This window comes from Rhodococcus sp. NCIMB 12038 (assembly GCF_002165735.1).
Taxonomy (GTDB): domain Bacteria; phylum Actinomycetota; class Actinomycetes; order Mycobacteriales; family Mycobacteriaceae; genus Rhodococcus_F.
On sequence record NZ_NHML01000009.1, the window covers coordinates 271,351 to 294,241 of the forward strand.

Genomic DNA, 22,891 nt, shown 5'->3' on the forward strand with positions numbered 1-22,891 from the left:
ACGAAATATCTACGGCGCGCGACGAATCCGGCGCGGCTGACCAGATCTGATCACCTCGATCGTTCGGGCCAGTCGCGCCGGGGTGGTGTAGGACTCGATCGAGCCACTCGACCAGTAGCCGGGAGTGTCGGTGACGTTCACCACCGGGTTCTCGCCCACGGCGACCGCTCCCGATCCGATCAGGTCGTCCAGCAGGCGACCGGCGCCCAGCTCCTCCAGTACGTCGACGGTGTCCAGGCCTGGTCGCCGGGCGGTCAGGAACGGACGCGCCGAGTCCTCGAATGCCCCGAAGACCGGATGCCCGATCCCGAACGCGCGCCCGATGCCCGGATGGTCGACGACAGCCAGCAGCCCACGCCGAAGCGCGGTCGGGTCCTCGACGAGGTCGATCACCGGCACGTAGCGATGCGCGCCGATCCCGGCGGCGCGCAGCTCGGCCACCGCCTCGGCGACGCTGCGCGCAGCGAAGCGTGGCACCAGCCACGCGCCGAGTTGTCCGTCCGGCACCGCGACCGACTCCTCGAGCCCGTCGACCTGTGCGAGCAGGTCCCGCCCGTCCGACCCTGCGGCCAGGTAGAACCAGCCGTCTCGGGCACGGTAGAGCCGGTCCAGCGCATGGCGGCCCGTGGCCTCGGGCCCACTCGGCTCGTCCCACGACCTGCCGTCGTACCCGATCGCGAACGGCAGCTGATGCAGCGTGGCGGTCCGCGACAGCGACGCGTTGACCTGCTGCCCCGCACCGGTGCGCAGCCGGTCCAGGAGCGCGAGCATGATGCCGAAGGCGTTCAGGTGCCCGGCCGCATGGTCGTTGACCACGACGCCGAGCATCCGCGGTGGGCCCTCACCACCGGCGCGGACGCCCATGCCGGTCACCATCTGCGCGAGCGGCTCGTGACCCCGGTAGTCGGCCCGGGAGCCGCCGTGGGAGTGCAGCGACATCGTGGAGTAGATCGCGGCCGGATTCAGTTCGCGAACCCGCTCGGCGCCGAGACCGAGCCTTTCGGCCGCGGCCGGCGTGAAGTTGTGATGGACGATGTCCATCGCGCCGATCAGATCCGGCAGCAGTCCCTGGATCCTCTCGTCCTTCAGGTCGAGAAACGCCATCCGCTTGCCACTACTGACCGTGCGATGGCCGTTGAAGGCGGACCGGTCGTCGGTCAGCGGGTCGGCGCGGCTCGCGGTCACCGCCGGACTGTCGACCTTGAGCACGTCGGCGCCGTACTGCGCCAGCACACGCGTACTCGTCGGTCCGGCAAGCAGACTGGCGCAGTCGAGCACCCGAACACCGTCCAGGGCGAGGTCGTGACGCAACCGCCTGTCGCTCGACCAGGAGAACCCCTCCCCGATCCAGTCGATGTCCGCCTCTGGGCCGGCGCCGTCGGGCCGCGCGGAACGGCCCCGGCACAGCTGGGGCCGACTCTCCGAGAGCAGCACCGGGAATCCCGGCTGGACCGTCGCACCGAGCACGGGGTCGGCGACCTCGATGACCGACCGACTGGCGCGCGCATGGTCGTCGGCGAGCCACGCCCGGGTGCTCTGGCACAGCCCGAAGGCACCCTGGAGCTCTTCCTGGCAGATGCGTTCCCAGTCCCGGCCGGACCGGGTGCCGATCAGCTCCACCAGGTCCCGCACCATCTGCTCGCAGGTGGAGTCGTCGAGATCGACGAGCCGGTACTGCGGAAGGAACCGGTCGAGGAACCGCTGCAGGCCGCGCAGCGGCGTGTCGAAGTAGAGGTGGGTCCCGTCGGCCGCCCGCGCGGTCTGGAGCATCCGGTGCAGGCGCGCGTAGATCGGGTTGTCGGTCTTGCGGGAGACGGGGACCTCGGCGTAGGAGCCCACCGCCTGGAAGGCCGCCTCGTAGAGCGAGACCTCGATCCACGCACCCCGGCCGGTGGAGGCGCGGGTGAGCAGTGCGCCGGCCACCCGATGCGACGCCATGAAGGCCGCGAAGGTCGAAGCCATCGGGAGCGCGCTGAAGACGGGGTCACCGTCGACCTCACCGTGCCGCGCCGGGTACAGGCCGGTCGCCGCGGCGAGCAGGCCGTCCCAGCCGGGCAGCTCGGCCCGAGGATCGTCGCGGGGGAAGCCCGGCAGCGAGCACCACACCAGCTGCGGTGCGCGCTCGCGGATCGCCGCCGGGTCCAGACCCAGTCGCTCCAGGACCCCGGGGCGGAAGTTGTCGACCACGACGTCGGCGGACTCGGCCAACGCTGCCGCACGGGCGACGGCCGCCGGGTCGTGGAGATCGAGGCGGAGCTGCCGCTTGTTGCGATACAGCGCAGCGTTCGCCGGCGAGTCCCACCGCGGGCCGTCCGGAGGGTCGATGTGGATCACGTCGGCGCCGTTGTCGCCGAGGAACATCGCCAGCATGGGACCGGCCAGGTAATGGCCGAGATCCAGGACGCGCAACCCGCTCAGCGCACCGGTTGTCATCGGGCCACGCCCTCTATATACATAGCTACATCATTTCTGCACAATAGAAACAAAACAAGATCCGAATTCGACGGAGCAAGTCAGGAGGTCAGGTGAGCACCAGAAGGTACGTCGTCGGTAAGGCGGCCGATCTCGCCGACGGGGAGAAGATGGCCGTCGAGGCGGGCGGCCGCTCGATCGCGATCTTCAACGTCAAGGGCCGCTACTACGGCCTGCTCAACCGATGCCCGCACCGCGGCGCCGACCTGTGCGCGGGGCGGTTCCTGCCACGGGTGACGGCGGCCGTCCCGGGCGAGTACCACTACGACACCGAGCAGACCTTCCTGGTCTGCCCGTGGCACGGCTGGGAGTTCGACGTGACCACCGGCCAGTCCTACTTCGACCCGGTGGGGATGCGCGGGCGGCCCTACAAGGTCGACGTCGAGAGCGGCGCGACCATCGCCGGGATGCAGCCCGGACCGCTCCGGGCCGAGACGGTCTGCGTCCAGGTCGAGGACGACTACCTCGTCGTCGATCTCCGCCCGCAGCGCGCCCAGGCGGCCCGCACCGAGAAGCAGGAGACTGCATGACCACCCTGACCACTCCCCTGATCGAGCCCGTCGTCGACCGCGCGGGCCGCGAGACGCTGTGGACCGGCAGCGTCATCGACGTCGATGTGCACGCCCAGGTGCCGAGTGCCGAGACGCTCTTCCCCTACCTCGCTCAGCAGTGGGTCGACTGGTGCACCGAGCGGAACTGGAAGCAGCCGCAGGGTCCGCTGTCGCACTACCCGCCGAACTCGCCGCGCACCTGCAGGCCGCAGTGGCGGCCCGCCGACGGCCGCACGCCGGCCTCGGACGTGGACCTGCTGCGACGGCACGTCCTCGATCCGTGGGACGTCGATCGCGCAATCCTCAACTGCTACTACGGCATCGACAGCATCCGCCAGCCCGATTGGCACAACGCAATGGCAGGCGCCGTCAACGACTGGCTGATCGAGGAGTGGCTGAACAAGGACTCCCGGCTGCGTGCCTCGATGGTGCTGCCCGCCCGCGACCCGGCCTCCATGATCAGGGAGATCGAGCGGGTCGGCTCGCACCCGGGAATCGTGCAGGTGCTCCTGCCGGTGCGCACCGACGCCCTGTGGGGCCGGCGGATGTTCTTCCCGGTCTTCGAGGCGATGGCCGAGCACGGCCTGGTCGCCGGACTGCACTACGGGGGCACCGCCGACGGCGTGCCGTCGACCACGGGCTATCCGTCGTACTTCATCGAGGAATACGCCGCCGAGTGGCAGGCCTTCGGCAGCCAGATCACCAGCATGGTCGCCGAGGGCCTCTTCCAGGTCGTCCCAGACCTGCGCGTCTCCGTCCTCGAAGGCGGGTTCCTGTGGCTGCCCGCATGGGGCTGGCGGATGAACAAGGACTGGAAGGGGCTCCGTCGCGAGGTGCCGTGGCTGACCGAGCCGCCGTTCGACTTGGTGCGCAGGCACTTCCGCTTCTCCACCGCACCCACCGAGGCCGGGCCGACCTCGTTGCTGGAGAAGGCGATCGGGTGGCTGCGCAGCGAGGACCTGCTGATGTTCGCCACCGACTATCCGCACGCGCACGACGACGACCTGGCCCAGTTGCTGAGCGCGATGCCGGAGTCGATGCGGGCCAAGACCATGGCAGAGAACGCCCGGTCCTGGTATCGCCTCTGAGACGGCGATCGGCGGGCCCCGTACGTCGCGTACGTGGACCCGCCGATCAGCGTGTCGGGGGCAGCGTCAGCGGCCCGAGACCCGAAGCCGCACCGGACCGCGGAAGTTGTACTCCGGGCGGTAGTCGAACTCACCGGCGACGCGAAGGTCCGGGTAACGCCGATAGAGTGCGGTCAGCCCGACCTCGATGTCGAGTCGAGCGAGCCACTGCCCCAGGCAGGTGTGGATCCCGAACCCGAAGTCGACGTGGTGCTTGGCATCCTCACGCTCGATGTCGAGCCGCTCGGGGTCGGGGAACCGGGCCGGGTCGTGGTTGGCCGAGGCGACGAGCAGGCGGAGCGTCTCGCCGGTACGCACCTCGAACCCGTCGATTTCGGTATCGACCGCGACCGCGCGGTGCACGCCGTGTGCGGACGGGCAGTAGCGGAAGAACTCCTCGATCGCGTTGCTCGTCAATTCGGGGCGCTCGTGCAGCAGGGTTCGCTGCTCGGGGAAGGCGTCCAGGGCGATCACCGCGTTGGAGATCATGTCGTTCGCGTTGCCCGAGGTGAGCATCACGGTGAACATCGTGGTCAGCTCGGCGTCGCTGAGTCCGGTGCCGTCCTCCCCCGCTGCGAGCAGGTTGGAGACCAGGTCGTCGCCGGGTCCGTCGGCGGCGCTTCCCGGCCGGCGTGAGCGAATCACGTCGTGGACGTACGCCTCGATGTTGCGGACCGCGTCGTACGCCTCGGCGAGGTTCTCGTAGTTGGTGCCCAGCCCGCGGCGCGCGGCCAGTGCCCAGCCGCGGAAGGACTCGACGTCGATGTCGGGGATGCGCAGCATCCGGCAGACCACCCGGAACGGCAGGTAGAAGGAGAGCGCGCCCAGGTCGAACGGGTCCTCGCCCGTGGCGGCGATGCCGTCGAGCAACTCCTCGGCGATCTCCTCGGCCTCACTGCGCAGCGCGTCGATGGCCCGCACCGAGAAGGCCCGGGCGACGAAGCGGCGCAGCCGGCTGTGGTCCGGTGGGTCGTTCAGTCCGAGATGATGGGAGTCGTGCTCGATGAGATGGTCGTACATCGCCAGCTCGTCGCCGCCCAGGGCGGCCCGCTTCTCGGTGACGCGGGAGCCGGTCTGCCGCCGGTTGGAGAAGCGCTCGGGGTCGCGGAAGATCGCCTTGATGTCGTCGTATCGCGAGACCACCACGACCGGCCCGACGCGCAGCACGGGCGCGTGCGCGCGCAGTTCGGCGTAGAGCGACCAGGGATCGGCCAGCATCTCGGGGTCGAGCGCGAAGAAGCGGCTGGCCCGCTCCTCGAGGTCGCCCAGTCGGGCACCGGTCGCGGCGACGGTCATCGGCGTGCCTCTCTGTCGGTTCGGGGACTCACAGGTCGAGGACGAGGCGCGGGCCCTTGGAGCGGGAGCAGCAGATCATCATCACGTCGTTCGCGGTCCGCTCGTCCTCGGTCAGCAGGGAGTCGCGATGGTCGGGCTCGCCACCCAGGACGGCAGTCTCGCAGGTACCGCAGGTGCCCTCGCGGCAGGACGTGAAAATGTCTACGCCTGCACGCTCGAGGACGTCGGCGATGGACTCGTCGGGACCCACCGTCATGGTGAGGCCGGACGCGTCGAGCACCACCTCGAAGGAGGTCGTCGGGCCGTCGAGGGCACCTTCCTTGGGCCGGAATCGCTCGACGTGCAGGGCTCCGGTGGGCCACTCGGCGCACTGCGCCTCGACCGCGTCGATCAGCACGCCGGGACCGCAGCAGTAGACCGCCGTGTCCTCGACCGGCTCGCCGAGCAGTCCGGCCAAGTCGATCAGGCCGCGCTCGTCCTCGGGCCACAGCGTGACCCGGTCCCCGTAGCGCTCCAACTCGCCGCGGAAGGCCATCGACGCCCGGCGCCTGCCACCGTAGACCAGCCGCCAGTCGGCCCCACGGCCCTCCAGCTCGGCGATCATGGTCAGCAGCGGCGTGATGCCGATGCCACCGGCGATGAAGAGGTGGCGCGTGGCTTCCTCCAGCGCGAACTCGTTGCGGGGGCCGCGCAGGCGGACGGCGTGTCCGGCCGCGACCGTGTCGTGCAGGTACGACGAACCGCCCCTGCTCTCCGGCTCGCGCAGGACGGCCACCCGCCACGACGACAGGTCGGCCGGATCGCCGCACAGCGAGTACTGCCGCTCGACGCCGTTCCCGAGCACCAGATCGACGTGCGCACCGGGCGTCCACGCGGGCATCACACCCCCGTCTGCGCGCACCAACTCGAACGAGCGCACACCGTCGGCCTCGGCGACGACTGCTCGCACGGTCGCATCGAACAGCCGATCCGGGTCGGCCGACAGGGGATCCCTCAGTACTCCGGTCTGTGTCATCTCGATAACCTTCGACATCGTTGCTGTAAAAACATTAGAAATCATAGTAACATGTTATGTACATAACATTGATCGACGAGAGGGTAGCGAAGATGGCCGGAGAGTTCACCCGCAACGGCCTGCAGCGCGCAGCGCTGAAGTGGGGACATCAGCTCAGCACTCTGCTCTACCCCGTCGCGCGCAAGACGCTGCCGTATCGCCCGAAGATGTGGTGGATCCCGCGACTACCGATCTGGGCCCACCCGAGGCGCGCACCGCACGGTCGCCCCTGGAGCACCCCGGTCCCGGCACCGGCCGACGAGCTGCGCACCGGCCCCGGCGTCCAACTGATTCCCGAAGCGCAGCAGCGCGCGTTCGACGAGGCTCCGCTGCACGACTTCATCCGCCTCCACCCGGAGATGCGCGGAGAGCACAGCCCCACCGGGCACATGTGGATCTCGCTGCTCTCGACGTCGCCCCGTGTCCAGGGCGCCGCCCGCCGCCGCGCGCAGGCCAACCGCCGCCCCGACGCCACCGCACCGGCCGCGCGGGTGACGCCGGCAGCACTCACCGAGGCAATGAAGCGCGAGGCGGCGCGCCTCGGCCTCGCCGCGGTCGGCGTGACCGCCTACGACATCAAGTGCAACTACGCCGAGTACCACGGCCTCGCCGTCGGCGACACGATCATCGTCGGCATCGTCGAGCAGAACTTCGACTCCACCCAGATGTGCCCGAGCCTGCGGTCGGAGAAGGCCGCCCTCTCCGCGTACGCGGGACTCGAGGACCGGATGCGCCTGCTCGCCGACTGGATCCGGGAACAGGGCTACGCCGCCAGGGCCGAAGGCTTCGTGGGCGAGTCCATGGTGATCCCGTACGCCGTCCAGGCAGGGCTGGGCCAGCTCGGCCTCAACGGACAGCTGTTGACCCCGAACGCCGGGTCGCGCTGTCGCATCGAGGTGATGTCGACCGACGCGCCGTTCCTCCACGACACTCCGGTGGACTTCGGAATCGAGGGGGTGTGCGACAAGTGCCAGATCTGCGTGCGCCGGTGTCCGGCGGGCGCGATCCCGGCGATCCGCAAGGAGAGCCGCGGCGTCGTCAAGGCGAAGCTCAACACCAAGCGCTGCCTGCCGGTGATGGGCAAGACCGCCGGCTGCTCGGTCTGCATGAAGGTGTGCCCCGTGCAGCGGTACGGCCTCCCCGCCGTACTCCAGGAGTTCGAGGCCACCGGCCGCGTCCTGGGCAAGGACACCGACGACCTGGAGGGCTTCGACTGGCCACTGGACGGCAGGCACTACGGGCCCGGTGAGCGGCCCCGGCTCGCTCCCGAGGTCTTCGAGACGCCGGGCTTCGAGTTCGACCCGGACCGCAAGGTGCCGCTGGACTGGGTGGACCCGACCGGGACGAACACCGAGGCGCTCGGCTATTGAGCCGACGAAACCCCCGCATGACGACGTCCATCCTCGAATAACCCACATCCTCTGAAAAACCACATCCTTTTGAAAACCCAGGAGAAGCCCATGAAGCTCGTCGTCGACCTCAACCAGTGTGAAAACCACGGTCAGTGCACGTTCGCCACGCCGTCCCTCTTCTCGCTCACCGACGAGGGCCTGCTGTCGTTCCGGTCCACGGCCCAGGACGAGTACGTCTCCGCCGACCTCACCGAGGCCGACGCCGAGGCGGCGGCCACCGCCGTCGACATGTGCCCCATGCAGGCGATCAGCCTGCGCGGGTGAACGCGCCCGTGAACGGGGCCTGCCGCCGGTTCGACGACCACGTGGTCCTGGTGACCGGGGCGACCAGCGGCCTGGGCGAGGCCTGCGCACTGCGACTCGCCGCGGAGGGCGCCGACGTGGTGGTCACAGGCCGGCGCGCGGACCGCTGTGCGGAAGTGGCCGAAGAGGTGCGCCGGCACGGCGGGAAATGCCTCAGCGTTCCCGGCGACATCACCGACCCCGCCCATCCGGAGCGCCTGGTGGAGGCGACCCTGGCCGAATTCGGCCGGCTCGACGGCGCCGTGAACAACGCCGGAGTCAGCCCAGCACCGCGACCGGCGGCCGAGTATCCGGACGAGCTGTGGAACGACACGATCGCACTGGACCTGACGGCCGTATTCCGCTGCCAGCGTGCGGAACTCGGAGCGATGGTCGCGGCCGGTCGCGGCGCGATCGTCAACGTCGCCTCCTACGCAGCCACGACGGTCCAGACGCGGGGAATCGCCTCCTATGCTGCGGCCAAGCACGGGGTGCTCGGCCTGACCCGGTCGGCGGCCCGCGACCATGCGGCCGACGGGGTGCGGGTGAATGCGGTCGGACCCGGGCACATGCGCACGGCGATGATCGACCGGCTGCTCGACCCCGAGGGCGAGGAGCGGCTGCGGACGCGCATCCCGATGGGCCGCATCTCGGACCCGGAGGAGGTCGCCGCCGTGGTGGCGTTCCTACTCTCTCGGGACGCCTCGTTCGTGACGGGGCAGATCGTCGTGGCCGACGGCGGACTCTCGATCTGAACCGAAGCAGGACCGGGTCGATCGGCTGAGCCCGCCGCCAGGCATGGGAGCCTCAGCCGATCGACGTCGCGGTCTCCGGGTTCTCCGGCCACTTCAGGCGCTTGTAGAGCGGATCGTTCTGGTCGCGCGTGCCCCGGAAGTGGCCGCCCGGCACGGCATTCTGGCAGGGCACCGTCCCGTCCCACTCCATCACCACGCGGCGGTAGGTGATCTTCCAGCCGTCCTCGGTGCGCTGGAAGTAATCGAGATAGCGCCCGATCGACTGGTAGAGCCGGTCTTCGGCGGTCTGCATCCAGTAGGCGAAGTACGACTCGCCGTATGCCTCGTCGCCCTCGACCTCGAAGATCGACTGGCCCATCAGGTGGTAGATGAAGCTGGAGGCCGACGTGAAACCGGGGTTGTCACAGATGAACTCGGCGAACTCCTCGCGGCTCCCCCGGAAGCGACCGTGGTCGTCGAAGGACGTCTCGGAGTAGCAGGCCAGGATCCCCTCGCGGTCCATCCGGTCCACGGCGCGCTCGAGTTTCGCCACCAGTTCGGTGAGCTCCATCTTGTCGGCAAGCAGCGCCAGATCAAGCGTGGCAGTCATGTATCGCCCCTTCAGCCAGAACGTCGTCAGTTGTTGTCAACTTATGCTTAAAGGAGGCTAGCGTGGTGGGCCCACCTCGTCCAGCACGTGCGGTTTCTCTCTTTCGAAGTCGTAAACAAGTGCGTTTACTATTATGTAATAAGTAGACAAGTGATGCTCGTCTCATCTATGTTTCCTGCAGAGGACACCCGTCGCCCGATGACGGGACCCGAACACACGAGGAGCATCGGTGTCATCCAGGATTCTCACCCTCAAAAAGGCAACGCGGGTCGGTGCCGTGTTCGCCGTGGCCAGCGTGGCCAGCGTGGCACTCGCAGCGTGCGGCGGCAGCAGCAACGACACATCCACCTCCGGCCCCGACAGCGGCAGCAGCTCGTCGAGCTTGACCGGAACACCGATCAAGATCGGCTATGTCGCTTCCAAGTCCGGCGCGCAGGCCTCGAACGGTCTCGCGGCCGAGGCCGTCGCACACGCCTGGCAGGAGTCCACCAACGCAAGCGGCGGCATCCTCGGTCACCCGGTCGAGATCGAAATTGTCGACTCCAAGAACACCGTTCCGGGCGCCACCTCGGCGGCCAAGGCATTCCTCGCCGACGACAGCGTCGACGCCATCTTCATGACCGATCTGGTCGCCGAGGGGGCGATGGCTGACCTGTTCAAGGACACTCCGGTCCCGGTGATCAGTGGCGGCGGCTCCAGCGACCTGCTCTGGTCGCAAGTCCCCGGCGTCTTCCAGAACGTCTCCGGCTCGGACTACACCATCAAGTCCTACATCGACCAGTCCAAGGCGGCAGGTGCGAAGAGCTTCGGCTGGGCCGCCTGCGCCGAGGTCGCCGTCTGCGCGACCAACGGTGAAAAGGCCGAGGACTACGTCAAGTCCATCGGCATGGACGCGACCGGCGTGCAGCAGTTCTCGGCGACGGCCAGCGACTACACCGCCCAGTGCCTGGCCTTCACCGGCAAGGACACCGATGCGATCGCCTTCAACATCGGCTATGCCGTCGGCGCCCGTGTCGCGACCGACTGCCTGCAGCAGGGCTACGACGGCATCTTCTCGGTCATCAACTCAGGTTTCGACCAGGAGGCGTTCAGCAAGGTCTCGGGCTTCAAGTCGGCCGGCGGCACGCAAGGCTTCCCGTGGTGGTCCGACGACGCGAAGGTCGTGGCCTACCGCGACGCCATGAACAAGTACTCGCCCGACGGCGTCTACACCTCGGGCAACTCCACCTCCATCTGGTCCAGCTTCGAACTGCTTCAGAAGGCACTGGAGAACGCCAAGCCGGCCGAGATCAACCGGTCGACGGTGATGGACGCGATGTACACCATCAAGGACGAGACCCTCGACGGCCTGCTGCCCGAGCCGATCACCTACACCAAGGGCCAGGCCTCCAAGCCGGTCGGCTGCAACTGGCTGTTCACTTTCAACGCCGGCGACGACAACCCCAAGGGCATCGCGCCGGCAACGTCCGGCAACAGTGCGACGGGCGACCTCGCCAGCACCTGCGGGGGCTACCTGCCCGGCCTCGGCATCTGATCCACCGCACACGCATCACCGAAGGCCCGCGTCCTCCATCCGGAGGGCGTGGGCCTTTGCCTATTTCCACCGTAGGACACAGGGTGTGTGCGGGCGCATAGCCGCACTCATCTCCACATTTCGCCAACCGGATCATTCAGCGCCACAAAATAACCCGCTCGACCTGATCGCGGCGGCCGGCACCGAGTTGACGGCGCGGCTGTGGCAGCCGGTCACGTTTGACGTCCTCGCGGCCAGACTGAACTCGTCGCCGACTGTGACCCGGGATCGGCCACCGTCGACCCCGGGATCGGCGACCGTCGCGGTCGGGGTCGATTGGTCCCCGTCCACGCTCGGTTCACTTTCAACGCCGGCGACGACGGCCCCAAGGGCATCGCGCCGGCAACATCCGGCAACAGTGCGACGGGCGACCTCGCCAGCACCTGCGGGGGGTAGCTGCCCGGCCTCGCTATCTGATCCACCGCACACGCATCACCGAAGGCCCGCGTCCTCCATCCGGGGGGCGCGGGCCTTTTCCTATCTCCTCCGGTGGGCCGCGGGCCTTCGACCGTTTCCTACGTACGGCTCAGGGTGGCGTGCCGGTGCATGCCCGCCGCGGCTCCGTTCCCGTGGCGTAGCTCGAACGACCTGGACCACGATGAGGCTCAACGCAACTGAGCCCGCCCCCCGATCAGGGGGCGGGCTCACTTGCGTCCGTGGGAGGGACTCAGGCAGCGCCGTCGCCGATGTACTGCTCGAGCACGTTGCCCTGAAGCAGGGTCTCAGCGCTGCCGTCGTAGGCGATCTCGCCGCGGCGCAGCACGTAGGCGTGGTCGGCGATCGACAGGGTGCGCAGCGCGTACTGGTCGACGAGGAGTAGCGCGACGCCCTTCTCTCGCAGGGTGCGGAGGAAGTCGAAGACCAGGTCCACGATGATCGGCGCCAGTCCGAGCGAGGGCTCGTCGACGAGAACCAGACGCGGGTTGGCGACGTAGGCGGCCGACAGCGCGAGCATCTGCTGCTCACCGCCAGACATGGTGCCGGCCTTCTGGTTCAGCCGCTCCCCCAGACGCGGGAAGACGCCGGTCGCGATCTCGATGCTCTCCTGGGCGTTGAATGCGTTGGACTGCATCAACAAGTTCTCCCGCACGGTGAGGTTGCGGTAGACGCCCCGGCCCTCGGGCACGTGGCACAGGCCCGCGCGCGAGCGCCGCGCCGCCGAGGTCCGGGTGACCTCGTCACCGTCGATGAGCACCTGGCCCGACGAGGGTCGAATCAGCCCCGAGGCGACGCGCAGCGACGTGGTCTTGCCGGCACCGTTCGGGCCGATCAGGGCCGTCACCGAACCCGGCTCCACCCGCAGGGACACATCCCGCAGCACCGAGGTGGTCCCGTAGCTGGCGTTGACGTTGCGCAGTTCGAGGGCCGGCTTTCCGGTGAGAGCGATTCCCCCTGCGGCCTCGATCGTTGTCGTTCGTTCGGTCATCGGACCATCTCCTCGATGAGGTCGTCGGCGATCTCGATCTCGGCGTCCGCCTCGGAGCCGAGATACGCCGCCTGGACGACGGGGCTGTTGCGGACCTCGCTCGGTGTGCCGTGGAAGAGCATCTTGCCGAAGTCGAGGACATGGATCTGGGCGCAGATCCTGAGCACGAGAGCCATGTCGTGCTCGACCAGCAGGATGCCGCAGCCGCGCGTCTTGACGATCTGGGTCAGGGTCTCGCCGAATTTCTCCGTCTCGACCGGATCCAGGCCGGAGGACGGCTCGTCCAACAGCAGGACGTCGAAGGGGCCGCTGAGGCAGCGGGCCAGCTCGACGAGGCGCCGCTGTCCGGTGGAGAGCTCGCCCGCGTTCACGTCACGCAGGTCTGCGATCCCACACAGCTCCATCGCGTACTCGGCCGCTTCCAGGGTCGCCCTGCGTTCCTTCCGGGTCGCCATCAGTTGACCACGCAGGCTGGAGCCGGCCATGCCGGACTCGACGCCGAGCGCGACGTTCTGCGCCACCGTGAGCGAATCCGCCAACTGCATGAGCTGGAAGGTCCGGCCGAGACCGCGGCGGCCTCGGGCGGCGGCGCCGAGGCCGGTGACGTCCTGGCCGTGCAGCATGACCTGGCCGGTGGTCGGGGTGAGCAGGCCACTCGCCGCGTTGAACAGCGTGGTCTTTCCCGCACCGTTGGGGCCGATCAGACCGGTGATCTGGCCGACGGGAGCCGTCAGCACCGCCTTGTCGAGCGCGGTCCGACCGCCGTACTTGATCGTCAGGTCGCGGATCTCCAGGCCGGTGGCCGCGGACGGGATCTGCCACGGATCGTCGGCGACGGCGACGTTCGGTGCCTCCTTACGACGCCGGAAGTGGGTATCGATGAAGTCGCGGGCACGCTGCGGGAGCGTGTCCGCGCCGCCGCGGGTGGCGATCACGATGGCGCCGACGCCGAAGATCACGCTGAGCCACGGCGTGGCGGTCTCGCTGTGCCAGTACGCCGGGATCATCGCCGAGACGACGCCCACGACCGCGTACCACGGCTCGCGGAACGGCATCAGTGCCAGCGTGGCGACCAGGACCAAGGAGTAGTAGGCGGCGTAGTTGCTGTCGCCGAGCACCGCGTAGTGGATGGTGCTGCCGTAGAGCGTGCCGCCGATGCCCGCGATGTAGCCGGCGATGCAGAAGACGATGAGGCGCAGCAGGTTGGTGTTGAGTCCGAGGGTGCGCACCGCGAGCGTCGCCTCCGACAGTCCGCGCAGCACCCGGCCGAGCCGGCTCTGGTGGATGAGCACCATCACGATGGCGGCAACGACGAAGAAGGCGAGCACGATGTAGTACCACGCCTCGTCGCCGGCGTCGCCCGGTCGCGGCATCGGCAGGCCGGTGCCCGTCGTACCGAAGAACCAGCTCTTCTGGTAGAGCCAGGCCTCCGCGGACAGGCCGAAGCCGAGCGTGGCCAGGGCGAGGAACAGACCCTGCAGGCGGATGGCCGGCAGTGCGAGCAGCGCCGCCACCGGGACGACGACCAGCGCGGAGAGCAGGACGCCGACCAACCACGGCAGACCCCAGTGAGCACTGATCTGGGCGAAGGTGACGGCACCGATCGCCGCGAAAACGGCCTGGCAGAGCGAGACCATGCCACCGGTGCGTACGACCAGACCGAGCGAGAGCAGCACGATCGCCTGCGTGAGGCCGACGGTCAAGAAGGTCAGGTTGGAGGAGAAGATCTGCGGACCGAGGAGCAGGAAGATCAGCACGACGCCACCGCCGATGAGCCGGGTGCTGGTCGGGCCGTGGTACGGGATCTTGGGCGCCTGCTCGGCTCGCGCCGGAGTGTCGAGGCGCCGCTTGGGCGTCACCATGAGAGCGATGATCAGGACGATGAAGGGCAGCGCCGTCGACATGCCCTGCAGGGACGGGATGTCGATCGCGAACTTGGTGAAGAGACTCGAGGCGACGCCGATCACCAGCGCGCCGACGTAGGTCAACGGGATGTTCGAGAACCCGCCCAGGGCGGCGGCGCCGAAAGCCTGCACGAACAGGAAGGTCATCGCGACCGCTTCGATGCCGGCGGTCGGAGCGATCAGCACGCCCGACAGTGCCGCGAGCGAGGCGCCGATGCCCCAGGACAGCCGCTGGACGGCCTGCGGGCTGGTGCCGTGCAGGGCGACGAGGTCGGGATCGTTGACCACTGCGCGCATGGCCAGGCCGACCCGGCTGAAGCGGAAGAAGTAGAACAGCGCGGCGACGATCACCAAGGAAATCACGATGATCGTGAGCTGGGCATAGGTCACGTTGACGCCGGCGATCCGCGTGATCGTGGTGGCGCCGGGCAGGAACGGCTCCGGCCGCAGCGGGTTGAATCCGAACTTGACCGTGGACAGGCCCTGGACGAGCAGGACGATGCCCACCGTGGCCACGACCTTGAAGGCGGGCCTCTGGTTGCTCAGTTTGAGACTCACCGCAGAGAGGACCAGGCCGCTCAGCGGGCCGAACACCAGTACCGACAGCAGCAGCGCGAGCCACCAGTTCATGGTGAGCTCGACATGGAGCCAGTAGAAGATGTAGGCGGCCGCGGCGGCGATCGCGCCGTGGCCGATGTTGAACAGGCCGGACGTTTTGTACGTCAGAACCAGCCCCGTCCCGGCGAGACCGAGCACAGATCCGGTCACCAGTCCGGCGACGATGAAGGGCAGGAGAGTGTCCACGTGATACCTCTAGGTTGCTGGGAACGATGGCACGCGCCCCGGGACCGGGCGTCGGGTCTACTGATGTTCTATGAATCCCACAATGACTCGTAATGGTCGTCTAATAATGCTCAGAGATCTGGGTCACGTCAATCGTCAGAGCCGACGAATACGACAGACACGTCGTCGCCCACGCGTCACGAGCCGGCCGGCGGCAGGGTCGCCGCGCGGGCGATCGCGGCACGCTGCGCCGCGCTGAGCACCCAAAGGGGTGGGCGCCGCTCGACGAACGCGGCCGTGCCCTCCGTATGGTCCGAAGAGCCGCGCAGGACGTCCATCGCCTCCGCGGTGGCCCCCCAGCCCAGCTGCTCCCCGGGCTCCTCGATCCGTTCCAGTCCGCGCAGGATCTGGGCCACCGACTCCGGTGCACTCGTGATCGCATCCAGCGCGAGCTCGAACGCAGCCCGGAGCACCGCGCCGGACTCCACCAGCCGATTGACCAGTCCCAGGTCGTAGGCGCGCGCGGCATCCAGACGGGCGCCGGTCAGCATCATCTCGACGGCCACGTTGCGGGGCAGCCGCGCCGGAGCGCGCAACAGTCCGCCCGCACCCGGCAGCCGTCCCCGAGCGCCCTCCGGCAGCGCGAACCAGGCGTTGCGCGAGGCCACCACGAGATCGGCCGCGAGCACCATCTCGAAGCCGCCGCCCAACGCAGGCCCGTCGACCGCGGCGACGAGAGGCTTGGTGCGGGAGCGCCGGATCATGCCGTACTGCCCGCCATCGGCGGTATGCGGGCCCGCGCCCAGGACGAGGTCGCTGCCGGCGCAGAAGTAGTCGCCGGTCGCTGCCAGGACGCAGACCCGCAGGCCGGGATCCGCCTCCAGCCGGGTGAACGCCGCCTCCAGGCCGACGGTCATCGCCGGGTCCACCGCGTTGCGCTTGTGTGGTCGGTCGAGGGTGATCTGCAGAACCGGTCCGACTGCCCGGACATGGACCACGCCGCCGGGCCGTCCCTCCTCCGCGCGAGGATCAGTCATCGAAGGGCTCGGGCCAGTCCAGCCAGGTGGTCAGTGCCCGCCCGGCGACCAGGGCACGCTCGGCCTCGCTCAGCGCGGGGAGACGAGCGGTGAAGACGTCCGACAACTCGGCATAGGGCACCGCCAGCCGCGACAGATCGGATCCGAAGAAGACACGCGCGGCGCCGAAGGACTCCACGAGCCGGTATATCGCCTCGGTGATGGACGGGAACGGGTGTGGCTCGCGTACGAAGCACGGCAGCGCCGACGCCTTGACCGCGATGCCGGGATAGCGGGCCAGGGCAGCGAGCGGAGCCACCGCCTCGGGCAGGGGAGCCTCGGCGGTCTCGACGGCGGCATGGTCGACGGCGATCTTCAGACCAGGGAACTCCTCGGCCAGTCCGGCGTAGAGCCCGTAGCGACCGGGGGCGTAGATGCTCAGGGGAACGCCGTAGCGCTCGGCCGCCGCGAAGAAGCCGCTGCGTCGCGCCGCTTCCAGCGTCCCCTCGACGTCGCCGCGGTTGAGCGACATCCTGATGGCCCGCATCCCCGCGATGTCGCGCCACTGCGCCAGCCGCTCGACCGCTTCCGGGTCGCCGGTGGCGAAGCGGCAGATCGCGCCGAAGCGCGACGGGTCGGCCGCTGCCACCTCGAGCACGTAGTCGTTGCGCGATCCCTCCCAGGTCGGCCCGAGTAGGAGAGCACCGCTGACCCCGGCATCGGCCATCTCGTCCAGCACCTCGGGCACCTCCAGCGGAACGGGCCGCTGCGGCTCGATGGCGTCGAGGGGCCAGGGACGGTCCGGCGTCGAGGCCTTCCAGACATGGATCTGAGCATCGATCAAACGAGTTGGAGTCATGATTACAGGATCATAGCGTCATCATTTGTTCAAGAGAAGGATCTCAGAACGCGATACCCTGCCAGGCCCGTCTGCTGAACGCCAACGGGTCCTGCACCAGCGAGTCGGTGAGGTCGAGGCGGCAGAACGTCCTGTCCTCGCCATATGCCGGCCAGCCGGGCTCTCCGGTGGCGACGAACGCGACCCAGGCGCCGTGCATCCGGGCGGCCAGCTCCCGCGGCGCGTCGGCACCGCGCAGCTCGATCCCCCAGGGATCGTCCAGGGTGTCGAAGACGAAGGGGACCTCGAGTGTGTGGCAGGCGCCCAGCCGGCCCTCGAACGTCGTCGGCCGCCAAGCGAATTGGTAGGCGTACGACGCTTTCCCGGCCGCCTGCCGCGCTTCGAGGAGCCGGTCGGTGGGGGCGATGCAGAACCAGTCCGATTGCACCGCCACGAACAGCTCGGCCGGCGACGCCTCGGGCAGCTGCTCGCGGTACGTCGCGAGCATTGCACCCGGGTCCTCGCACAGCCTCGCCGTAGTGGCGGTGAGGACCTGGGCGGTCATCGCGTCGGCCAGGCCGGTGGGTGCAACGAAGAGCCCGTACTCCTCGGCGTTCACCCCGATCAGCAGGTCGACGTCCGCGGCGGCGCCGGCCGCGATCGCGTCTACCGGGTGCTCGGGCAGGAAGTCGCCGTCGACCACGGGCTGGAACACCAGCCGGCGGAACTCGGCGAAGCGCGGGTCCTGGCCGGAGGTCAGCCGGGTGATCACCGCGTTGGTGGCGGTGTGCAGCTCCTCGATCGGGACCTTCGTCAGCGCAGGGGCATTCGCCTCGACACCGAGCTCGATGCCCAGCTCGGAGGCGACGGTCTCGGCCTGTGCCCGCGAGTGCACGTGATGCCCGGTCCCGCTCTGCGAGATGGCCCGATGGAAGAGGCCACGCGCACTGGGGACAGCGAGCAAAGTGCACACCGCCATCGCGCCTGCGGATTCGCCCGCGATGGTCACCCGTCCGGGGTCCCCACCGAACGCTGCGATGTTGTCGCGGATCCACTCCAGCGCCGCGACCTGGTCGCGCAGTCCGCGGTTGGTAGCGGCATCGGGAAGCAGCGCGAAGCCCTCCACTGCCAGCCGGTAGTTGATCGTCACGGCGAGTACGCCGTCGCGTGCGAACGCCGTACCGTCGAAGGCCGTGGTGGAACCGGCGCCGGTAGCGAATCCGCCGCCGTGGATGAAGACCAGCACCGGTGCGGTGCCCTCCAGATCCGGCGACCAGAGGTTGAGGTTCAGGCCGTTCTCGCCCTGCCGGTGCGGGTCCGGTAGCAGGGCGTCGATCACCGCGGACCGCTGCGGCGGGGTGGAGACGGTCGGCCCCCAGTCGGTGGCGTCCGCGATTCCGTGGTGCGGCACGGGAGGGCGCGGGGCATCGAAGCGGGCCTCGCCGACCGGCGGTGCAGCGTACGGGACCCCCTTGAAGGCCCAGCCGCTGCCGGTGCGCGCGCCACGGAAGGCGCCCTGCGCGATGCTCACCACCCTCGTCTCGGCCGCTTCGTCCACCACTGCCGTCTCCACCTCTGACATCGGTCGCCTCCCTGTCGTGCTCGTGCCGCGGTCTTGCTGCGCATCGCGCTTGTACTTATTTTGCTATTATGTACAACTATTGCAGAAGTCGCGCTGAGACGCGACCGGCCTCCGCCGGACCCAGACCTGTCCGCGGCGGGCGCTCGATAGGCATTCGCGAAAGGTAGCGCCACCATGACCCTGGACGAGACGACTCGACTCCGGCTCCTCACCGCACCCGACGGGGCGTTCCCCTTGACGGAGATCGCCGTCGACGGCGTGCGCCTGGAGATGTTCGACCGCGATCCGCGCACGATGCGCGACGCCTTCCTCGCCACCCGAGAGCACCGGAACCGGACCGCGGTCGTGTACGGAGAGGAGCGCTGGACCTACGAGGACCAGTGGCAGGAGGTCGTGGCGCTCGCCCACGCCCTGCGTGACGAGCTCGGCGTGCGCAAGGGCGACCGGGTCGGCCTGGCCATGCGCAACTACCCGGAGTTCATCTTCACCTTCTGGGCCACCCAGCTGCTCGGTGCCGTGCTGGTGCCGTACAACGGCTGGCTCCGCACCCGCGAACTCGCCGACCTGGTCGCCGAGTCGCGACCGGTGGTACTGGTGGCCGACCGCGAGCGCGTCGCGCTGCTGGCCGAGGAGGACCTGGCCGCAGGCGGGGTACGCGCCGTGATCGGGGTCCGAACCGAGGACGCCACCGTCACCGAGCACGGACGCAACGCGGTAATTTCCTACGCCGACCTCGTGCGGCGCGCCGGTCACCCGACCGAGCCGCCGGCCGAGGAGGTCCTCCCGGAGGACCCCGCCACGATCCTCTACACCTCCGGCACCACCGGAAAACCGAAGGGCGCGCTGCACCGCCACCGCAACCACTCGGCTTCCCTGCTCAACAAGCTCATCCGCGCCGTGCGGGTCGTGCCTGCGACCGCCACCGAGCCGCTTCAGGTCCTGCCGCCGGCACCGTCGACGAAGCTGATGACGTTCCCGATGTTCCACATCGCCGGGATGAACACGCTCTACACGGCGGCGTACTCGGGCCACACCCTGGTGCTGATGTACAAGTGGAACGCCGAACTGGCGGTCGAGCTGGTCGAGCGCGAGGCGGCCAACGAGATCGCAGGACCGCCGTTCGTCATCCAGACCTTCCTCGACGCCGTCGCAACCACCGAGCGCGACCTGAGCAGCCTGCGCATCATCGGGATGGGTGGCTCGGCAGCTTCCCTCCAGGTCGTCGACGCCATACGGGAGCGCTTCGGCGACCAGATCACGCCCCGCACCGGGTACGGCCTGACCGAGACCACCTCGGGTGTCCTGTCCATTCCGGCCGGCGACTTCGCCCGTCATCCCGACAGCGTCGGGCGCACGCTCCCCACCGTGCAGGTAGCCATCCTGGACGAGGACGGTCGCGCTCTCCCGACCGGCGAGGTGGGTGAGATCGCGATCTGCGGGCCTCAGGTCGTCAGCGGCTACTTCGACCTGCCGGACGCCGAGGACTTCCGCAACGGATGGTTCCACACCGGCGACCTCGGCCGGATCGACGAGGAGGGCCTGGTCTACATCACCGGTCGCCTCAAGGACGTGGTCATCCGCGGGGGCGAGAACATCTACTGCGCCGAGGTCGAGGCCGTGCTCAACGCACATCCCGACCTACTCGAGGCAGCCGCATTCGGCGCGCCGCACGCCGCGCTCGGCGAGGAGCTCGTCGCGGTCGCACGTGTCCGGCCCGGCAGCCGCCTCGAACCGGAGGAGCTGCGCACCTTCGCCGCCGAGCGGCTGGCCGCCTTCAAGGTGCCGGCACGGATCGCGATCGTCGATGCCGAGCTTCCCCGCACTCCGAGCGGCAAGATCGTCAAACGCGACATCGCCACCACGCTCGACGTCGCCGACCTGCTCAATCCCGTCGATGCGTGAGATCCCGGGCGCGGAGCTGCGCTGGAGCATCCGGGCCAGCTTTCTGCGCTATGTGGCGGCGCTGCCGGACGCACGGGCGTCGGTGTCCGACGGCGCGCGGATGACCCGTGACGACCCGCAGCTCGTCGTCTATCCGGCGGACCCGGACGCGACCACCGCCTCGACGTTGGCCTTCCGCGGCGACCTGCGGCTGTCGGGTCATGGCGGGCTGCTCTTCGTCCGCCTGGCCGGGCCGCGGATCGAGCTGGGCATCGACGGCGGCACGGCGGTGCTCAGCGTCGAGGACCCGACCTCCGAGGACGGGACCGGGCCGCGCCTGCCGCTCGTCACCGTGACCATGACCCGGACCGAGGCCGGCTGGTCCGGCTCGGACGCCGCGCTCACCGCGGACGGCGTGGCGCTGTTCAACCACGTCTACCCCGCCGGTGCTCCGTTCGACCCGCTCGAGATCGTCACCACCGCCACCGCGGCCCACTTCGTTAGTTGAGCGCCCTGGATCCTCGTCGAGGCGGGGATCCAGGGCGCCGGGGGCGAAAGTCCCGCTCAGACCTGCTCGGGTTCGGGAGTGTCGACGTTGAAGACGATGCTGTTGCCGCCGTCGACGGTGATCGTCTGACCGGTGACGTGGCCGGCCAGCGGCGAGCTCAGGAACAGCAGCACGGCGGCGATGTCCGAGGGATAGGCGACCTTGCGCAGCGGTGTCTTGTCCACGTTGGCGACCACGAGGTCGTGGGTCCAGCGCGGGTTGGTCTGTTGCCGCGGCGTGCGCACCAGGCCCGGGGCGGCGGCATTGACCCGGACGCCCAGCGGACCGAGTTCGACCGCGGACGTGCGTACCAGCGACATCAGTGCCGCCTTCATCGCGCCGTACGCACTGGTCTTCGGAGCGCTGGTCATCCCGGCGACCGAAGCGACGAAGGAGATCGAGCCGCCGGTGCCGGTCCGCTCCCAGAACCGGCCGGCGTACGTGAGCGCGAGGTACGCGTGCTTGAGCACGATGTCGACGTGGAACGTCCAGTCGTCGTCGGTCAGGTCGACCAGCGACTTGTACATCGCCAGTCCGACGATGTCGACCACGCCGTCCAGCCGGCCGCACTGCTCCTCGACGAAGTCGAAGAGCGAGGCCATCGCTTCGCGGTCGGTGATGTCTCCCGTCCAGGCAAGGCCGCCGACCTCCTCGGCGACAGCGGCGGCGCGTTCCTTTTCGCGATCCACGCAGACGACCGTCGCGCCGTTGGCCGCCAGGGCCCGGCATGCCTGCAGGCCGATGCCGAACCCGCCGCCGAGGACCACGTGGACCTCACCGTCCAGGCGCAGCATCGACGCGTAGTCCGGGCTCCAGTCCGCGTCGCGGTCCACCCACTCGGTCACTTCGCGGCCACCGTGGTGTGCGCGATGGTCTGTTCCGGGTCCTGATCGGGATCCGCCGAGGATTCCCGCTTGCGCCACTGGACAGCGCCGTCCTCGACGGTCGCGTGGGCGACCCGGCCGCCGTGGATCTCCGCCCAGTGGGCGTGGTTGATCTGGTGCAGGCTGAAGCAGGCCTGCAGTGCGTTGTGGAAACCCATGTTGTCCTGGGTCTGGTTGACCGCTTCCTTGATCATCAAGGAGGTCATGGTCGGCCGCTTCGCGATCTCGCGGGCGTAGTCGAGCGTGCGCTCCACCAGCTCGTCGGCCGGGAAGATCTGTTGGACCATGCCGATGCGGTGGGCCTCCTCGACCGTGACCTCGCCGCCGGTGAGCATCAGCTCCTTCGTTCGGCGCAGGCCGAACTCCCAGGGGTGGGCGAAGTACTCGACGCCGCACATACCGAGCCGGGTGCCCACCGGGTCTGCGAACGTCGTGCCCTCGGCGCCGACGATTAGGTCGCACGACCAGGCGAAAGTGAGTCCCGCCGCATGCACCGGTCCCTGCACCGAGCAGACGGTGATCTTGCGCAGGTTCCGCCATCGCAGCGAGTTCTGGTAGTAGAAGTGCCACTCCTGGGTCATCCGCTTCTCAGCACTGACCTTGGTCGCTCCGTGGCTCTGGAACGTCGGGTGCTGATCCGGACCGGCCTCGCGCTCCAGGGCCCTGTCGGGCGTGCCCATGTCGTGCCCGGAAGAGAACGTCATACCGTTGCCGGCCAGGATCACCACACGCACGGTGTCGTCGGCCTCGGCGCGGAGCATCGCCTCGTCGAGCTCGACGAGCAGGCTGCGGTTCTGGGCGTTGCGGTAGCGGGGACGGTTCAGGGTGATCCGCGCGATGACGCCTCCGTCCAGCTCCTCATAGGTGATGAACTTGTACTCCGACATGAGCGTCCTCTCCGGCGCGACGACCGTGTCGC

General features: G+C 69.0%; 19 protein-coding genes. 8 read left to right on the plus strand and 11 right to left on the minus strand.

Translation table 11 applies throughout. The annotated features are described in order from the left end of the window. Positions 1-9: 9 nt before the first annotated feature. Positions 10-2,433, minus strand: a complete 2,424-nt coding sequence (locus CA951_RS16295) for a CoA transferase (RefSeq protein WP_087557805.1) — start codon at positions 2,431-2,433, stop codon at positions 10-12. Positions 2,434-2,525: 92 nt separating this feature from the next. On the opposite strand from CA951_RS16295, the gene CA951_RS16300 reads away from it, so the two are divergent. Then, on the plus strand, positions 2,526-3,002 hold the full coding sequence (locus CA951_RS16300) for a Rieske (2Fe-2S) protein (protein WP_256973795.1): 477 nt from the start codon (positions 2,526-2,528) through the stop codon (positions 3,000-3,002). Next, on the plus strand, positions 2,999-4,111 hold the full coding sequence (locus tag CA951_RS16305) for an amidohydrolase family protein (protein WP_087557806.1): 1,113 nt from the start codon (positions 2,999-3,001) through the stop codon (positions 4,109-4,111). The genes CA951_RS16300 and CA951_RS16305 overlap by 4 nt, the downstream gene beginning before the upstream one ends. A gap of 66 nt (positions 4,112-4,177) precedes the next feature. Here CA951_RS16305 and CA951_RS16310 read toward each other — a convergent pair whose 3' ends face one another. Both CA951_RS16310 and CA951_RS16315 read right to left on the minus strand, forming a co-directional pair. Beyond that, the gene (locus CA951_RS16310) at positions 4,178-5,446 is read right to left on the minus strand and encodes a cytochrome P450 (RefSeq protein ID WP_087557807.1); all 1,269 of its coding nucleotides are present in this window, start codon (positions 5,444-5,446) and stop codon (positions 4,178-4,180) included. Positions 5,447-5,474: 28 nt separating this feature from the next. Continuing rightward, positions 5,475-6,461 (minus strand): PDR/VanB family oxidoreductase, encoded by a 987-nt coding sequence (locus tag CA951_RS16315; RefSeq protein WP_087557808.1) that lies wholly within the window; start codon positions 6,459-6,461, stop codon positions 5,475-5,477. Between the two features lie 56 nt (positions 6,462-6,517). On the opposite strand from CA951_RS16315, the gene CA951_RS16320 reads away from it, so the two are divergent. From CA951_RS16320 to CA951_RS16330, 3 genes are all read left to right on the plus strand, one after another. Continuing rightward, a complete protein-coding gene (locus CA951_RS16320; protein ID WP_143543061.1) occupies positions 6,518-7,870 on the plus strand; it encodes an epoxyqueuosine reductase in 1,353 nt (450 codons plus the stop codon). Between the two features lie 90 nt (positions 7,871-7,960). Then, positions 7,961-8,176, plus strand: a complete 216-nt coding sequence (locus CA951_RS16325) for a ferredoxin (protein WP_087557810.1) — start codon at positions 7,961-7,963, stop codon at positions 8,174-8,176. Next, positions 8,173-8,949 carry an SDR family NAD(P)-dependent oxidoreductase gene (locus tag CA951_RS16330; protein ID WP_179220210.1) on the plus strand — a complete coding sequence of 259 codons (777 nt, stop codon included), beginning with the start codon at positions 8,173-8,175 and terminating at the stop codon, positions 8,947-8,949. Before CA951_RS16325 ends, CA951_RS16330 begins: the two co-directional genes overlap by 4 nt. Positions 8,950-9,001: 52 nt before the next feature. On the opposite strand, the gene CA951_RS16335 is transcribed toward CA951_RS16330, so the two are convergent. Continuing rightward, entirely contained in the window at positions 9,002-9,538 is a 537-nt protein-coding gene (locus tag CA951_RS16335; protein ID WP_087557812.1) for a nuclear transport factor 2 family protein, read from the minus strand. Positions 9,539-9,815: 277 nt separating this feature from the next. On the opposite strand from CA951_RS16335, the gene CA951_RS16340 reads away from it, so the two are divergent. Beyond that, positions 9,816-11,072, plus strand: coding sequence for an ABC transporter substrate-binding protein (locus CA951_RS16340; RefSeq protein ID WP_179220211.1), 1,257 nt, complete (start codon positions 9,816-9,818; stop codon positions 11,070-11,072). A gap of 706 nt (positions 11,073-11,778) precedes the next feature. Here CA951_RS16340 and CA951_RS16345 read toward each other — a convergent pair. The 5 genes from CA951_RS16345 to CA951_RS16365 all read right to left on the minus strand — a co-directional run bounded on the left by CA951_RS16345 (position 11,779) and on the right by CA951_RS16365 (position 18,660). Then, on the minus strand, positions 11,779-12,537 hold the full coding sequence (locus CA951_RS16345; protein WP_087557814.1) for an ABC transporter ATP-binding protein: 759 nt from the start codon (positions 12,535-12,537) through the stop codon (positions 11,779-11,781). Then, complete coding sequence (locus CA951_RS16350; protein WP_087557815.1) at positions 12,534-15,245, minus strand: branched-chain amino acid ABC transporter permease/ATP-binding protein; 2,712 nt, start codon at positions 15,243-15,245, stop codon at positions 12,534-12,536. Before CA951_RS16350 ends, CA951_RS16345 begins: the two co-directional genes overlap by 4 nt. Before the next feature lie 176 nt (positions 15,246-15,421). Then, positions 15,422-16,261, minus strand: a complete 840-nt coding sequence (locus CA951_RS16355) for an enoyl-CoA hydratase-related protein (RefSeq protein WP_087557816.1) — start codon at positions 16,259-16,261, stop codon at positions 15,422-15,424. Continuing rightward, the gene (locus CA951_RS16360; protein ID WP_087557817.1) at positions 16,254-17,099 is read right to left on the minus strand and encodes an amidohydrolase; all 846 of its coding nucleotides are present in this window, start codon (positions 17,097-17,099) and stop codon (positions 16,254-16,256) included. Before CA951_RS16360 ends, CA951_RS16355 begins: the two co-directional genes overlap by 8 nt. A gap of 43 nt (positions 17,100-17,142) precedes the next feature. Continuing rightward, complete coding sequence (locus tag CA951_RS16365) at positions 17,143-18,660, minus strand: carboxylesterase/lipase family protein (protein ID WP_087557818.1); 1,518 nt, start codon at positions 18,658-18,660, stop codon at positions 17,143-17,145. 174 nt (positions 18,661-18,834) lie between these two features. Here CA951_RS16365 and CA951_RS16370 point away from each other — a divergent pair, with 174 nt between their 5' ends. Together CA951_RS16370 and CA951_RS16375 are read left to right on the plus strand one after the other, a co-directional pair. Beyond that, positions 18,835-20,562, plus strand: coding sequence for a class I adenylate-forming enzyme family protein (locus tag CA951_RS16370; RefSeq protein WP_087557819.1), 1,728 nt, complete (start codon positions 18,835-18,837; stop codon positions 20,560-20,562). After that, positions 20,555-21,049 (plus strand): HtaA domain-containing protein, encoded by a 495-nt coding sequence (locus CA951_RS16375; RefSeq protein ID WP_179220212.1) that lies wholly within the window; start codon positions 20,555-20,557, stop codon positions 21,047-21,049. Before CA951_RS16370 ends, CA951_RS16375 begins: the two co-directional genes overlap by 8 nt. A 56-nt stretch (positions 21,050-21,105) precedes the next feature. Here the strand turns inward: CA951_RS16375 and CA951_RS16380 are convergent, their stop codons facing one another. Then, positions 21,106-21,933, minus strand: a complete 828-nt coding sequence (locus CA951_RS16380; protein ID WP_218780496.1) for an SDR family NAD(P)-dependent oxidoreductase — start codon at positions 21,931-21,933, stop codon at positions 21,106-21,108. Continuing rightward, the gene (locus CA951_RS16385; RefSeq protein ID WP_087557821.1) at positions 21,930-22,859 is read right to left on the minus strand and encodes an enoyl-CoA hydratase; all 930 of its coding nucleotides are present in this window, start codon (positions 22,857-22,859) and stop codon (positions 21,930-21,932) included. The genes CA951_RS16380 and CA951_RS16385 overlap by 4 nt, the downstream gene beginning before the upstream one ends. Positions 22,860-22,891 lie beyond the last annotated feature (32 nt).

What these genes read in the sequence shown, in the direction of transcription:
- CA951_RS16295 (WP_087557805.1), bottom strand. Translation starts at nt 2,433, where the DNA reads ATGACAACCGGTGCGCTGAGCGGGTTGCGCGTCCTGGATCTCGGCCAT.
- CA951_RS16305 (WP_087557806.1), top strand. Translation starts at nt 2,999, where the DNA reads ATGACCACCCTGACCACTCCCCTGATCGAGCCCGTCGTCGACCGCGCG.
- CA951_RS16310 (WP_087557807.1), bottom strand. Translation starts at nt 5,446, where the DNA reads ATGACCGTCGCCGCGACCGGTGCCCGACTGGGCGACCTCGAGGAGCGG.
- CA951_RS16315 (WP_087557808.1), bottom strand. Translation starts at nt 6,461, where the DNA reads ATGACACAGACCGGAGTACTGAGGGATCCCCTGTCGGCCGACCCGGAT.
- CA951_RS16320 (WP_143543061.1), top strand. Translation starts at nt 6,518, where the DNA reads ATGTACATAACATTGATCGACGAGAGGGTAGCGAAGATGGCCGGAGAG.
- CA951_RS16325 (WP_087557810.1), top strand. Translation starts at nt 7,961, where the DNA reads ATGAAGCTCGTCGTCGACCTCAACCAGTGTGAAAACCACGGTCAGTGC.
- CA951_RS16335 (WP_087557812.1), bottom strand. Translation starts at nt 9,538, where the DNA reads ATGACTGCCACGCTTGATCTGGCGCTGCTTGCCGACAAGATGGAGCTC.
- CA951_RS16345 (WP_087557814.1), bottom strand. Translation starts at nt 12,537, where the DNA reads ATGACCGAACGAACGACAACGATCGAGGCCGCAGGGGGAATCGCTCTC.
- CA951_RS16355 (WP_087557816.1), bottom strand. Translation starts at nt 16,261, where the DNA reads ATGACTGATCCTCGCGCGGAGGAGGGACGGCCCGGCGGCGTGGTCCAT.
- CA951_RS16360 (WP_087557817.1), bottom strand. Translation starts at nt 17,099, where the DNA reads ATGACTCCAACTCGTTTGATCGATGCTCAGATCCATGTCTGGAAGGCC.
- CA951_RS16365 (WP_087557818.1), bottom strand. Translation starts at nt 18,660, where the DNA reads ATGTCAGAGGTGGAGACGGCAGTGGTGGACGAAGCGGCCGAGACGAGG.
- CA951_RS16370 (WP_087557819.1), top strand. Translation starts at nt 18,835, where the DNA reads ATGACCCTGGACGAGACGACTCGACTCCGGCTCCTCACCGCACCCGAC.
- CA951_RS16375 (WP_179220212.1), top strand. Translation starts at nt 20,555, where the DNA reads ATGCGTGAGATCCCGGGCGCGGAGCTGCGCTGGAGCATCCGGGCCAGC.
- CA951_RS16385 (WP_087557821.1), bottom strand. Translation starts at nt 22,859, where the DNA reads ATGTCGGAGTACAAGTTCATCACCTATGAGGAGCTGGACGGAGGCGTC.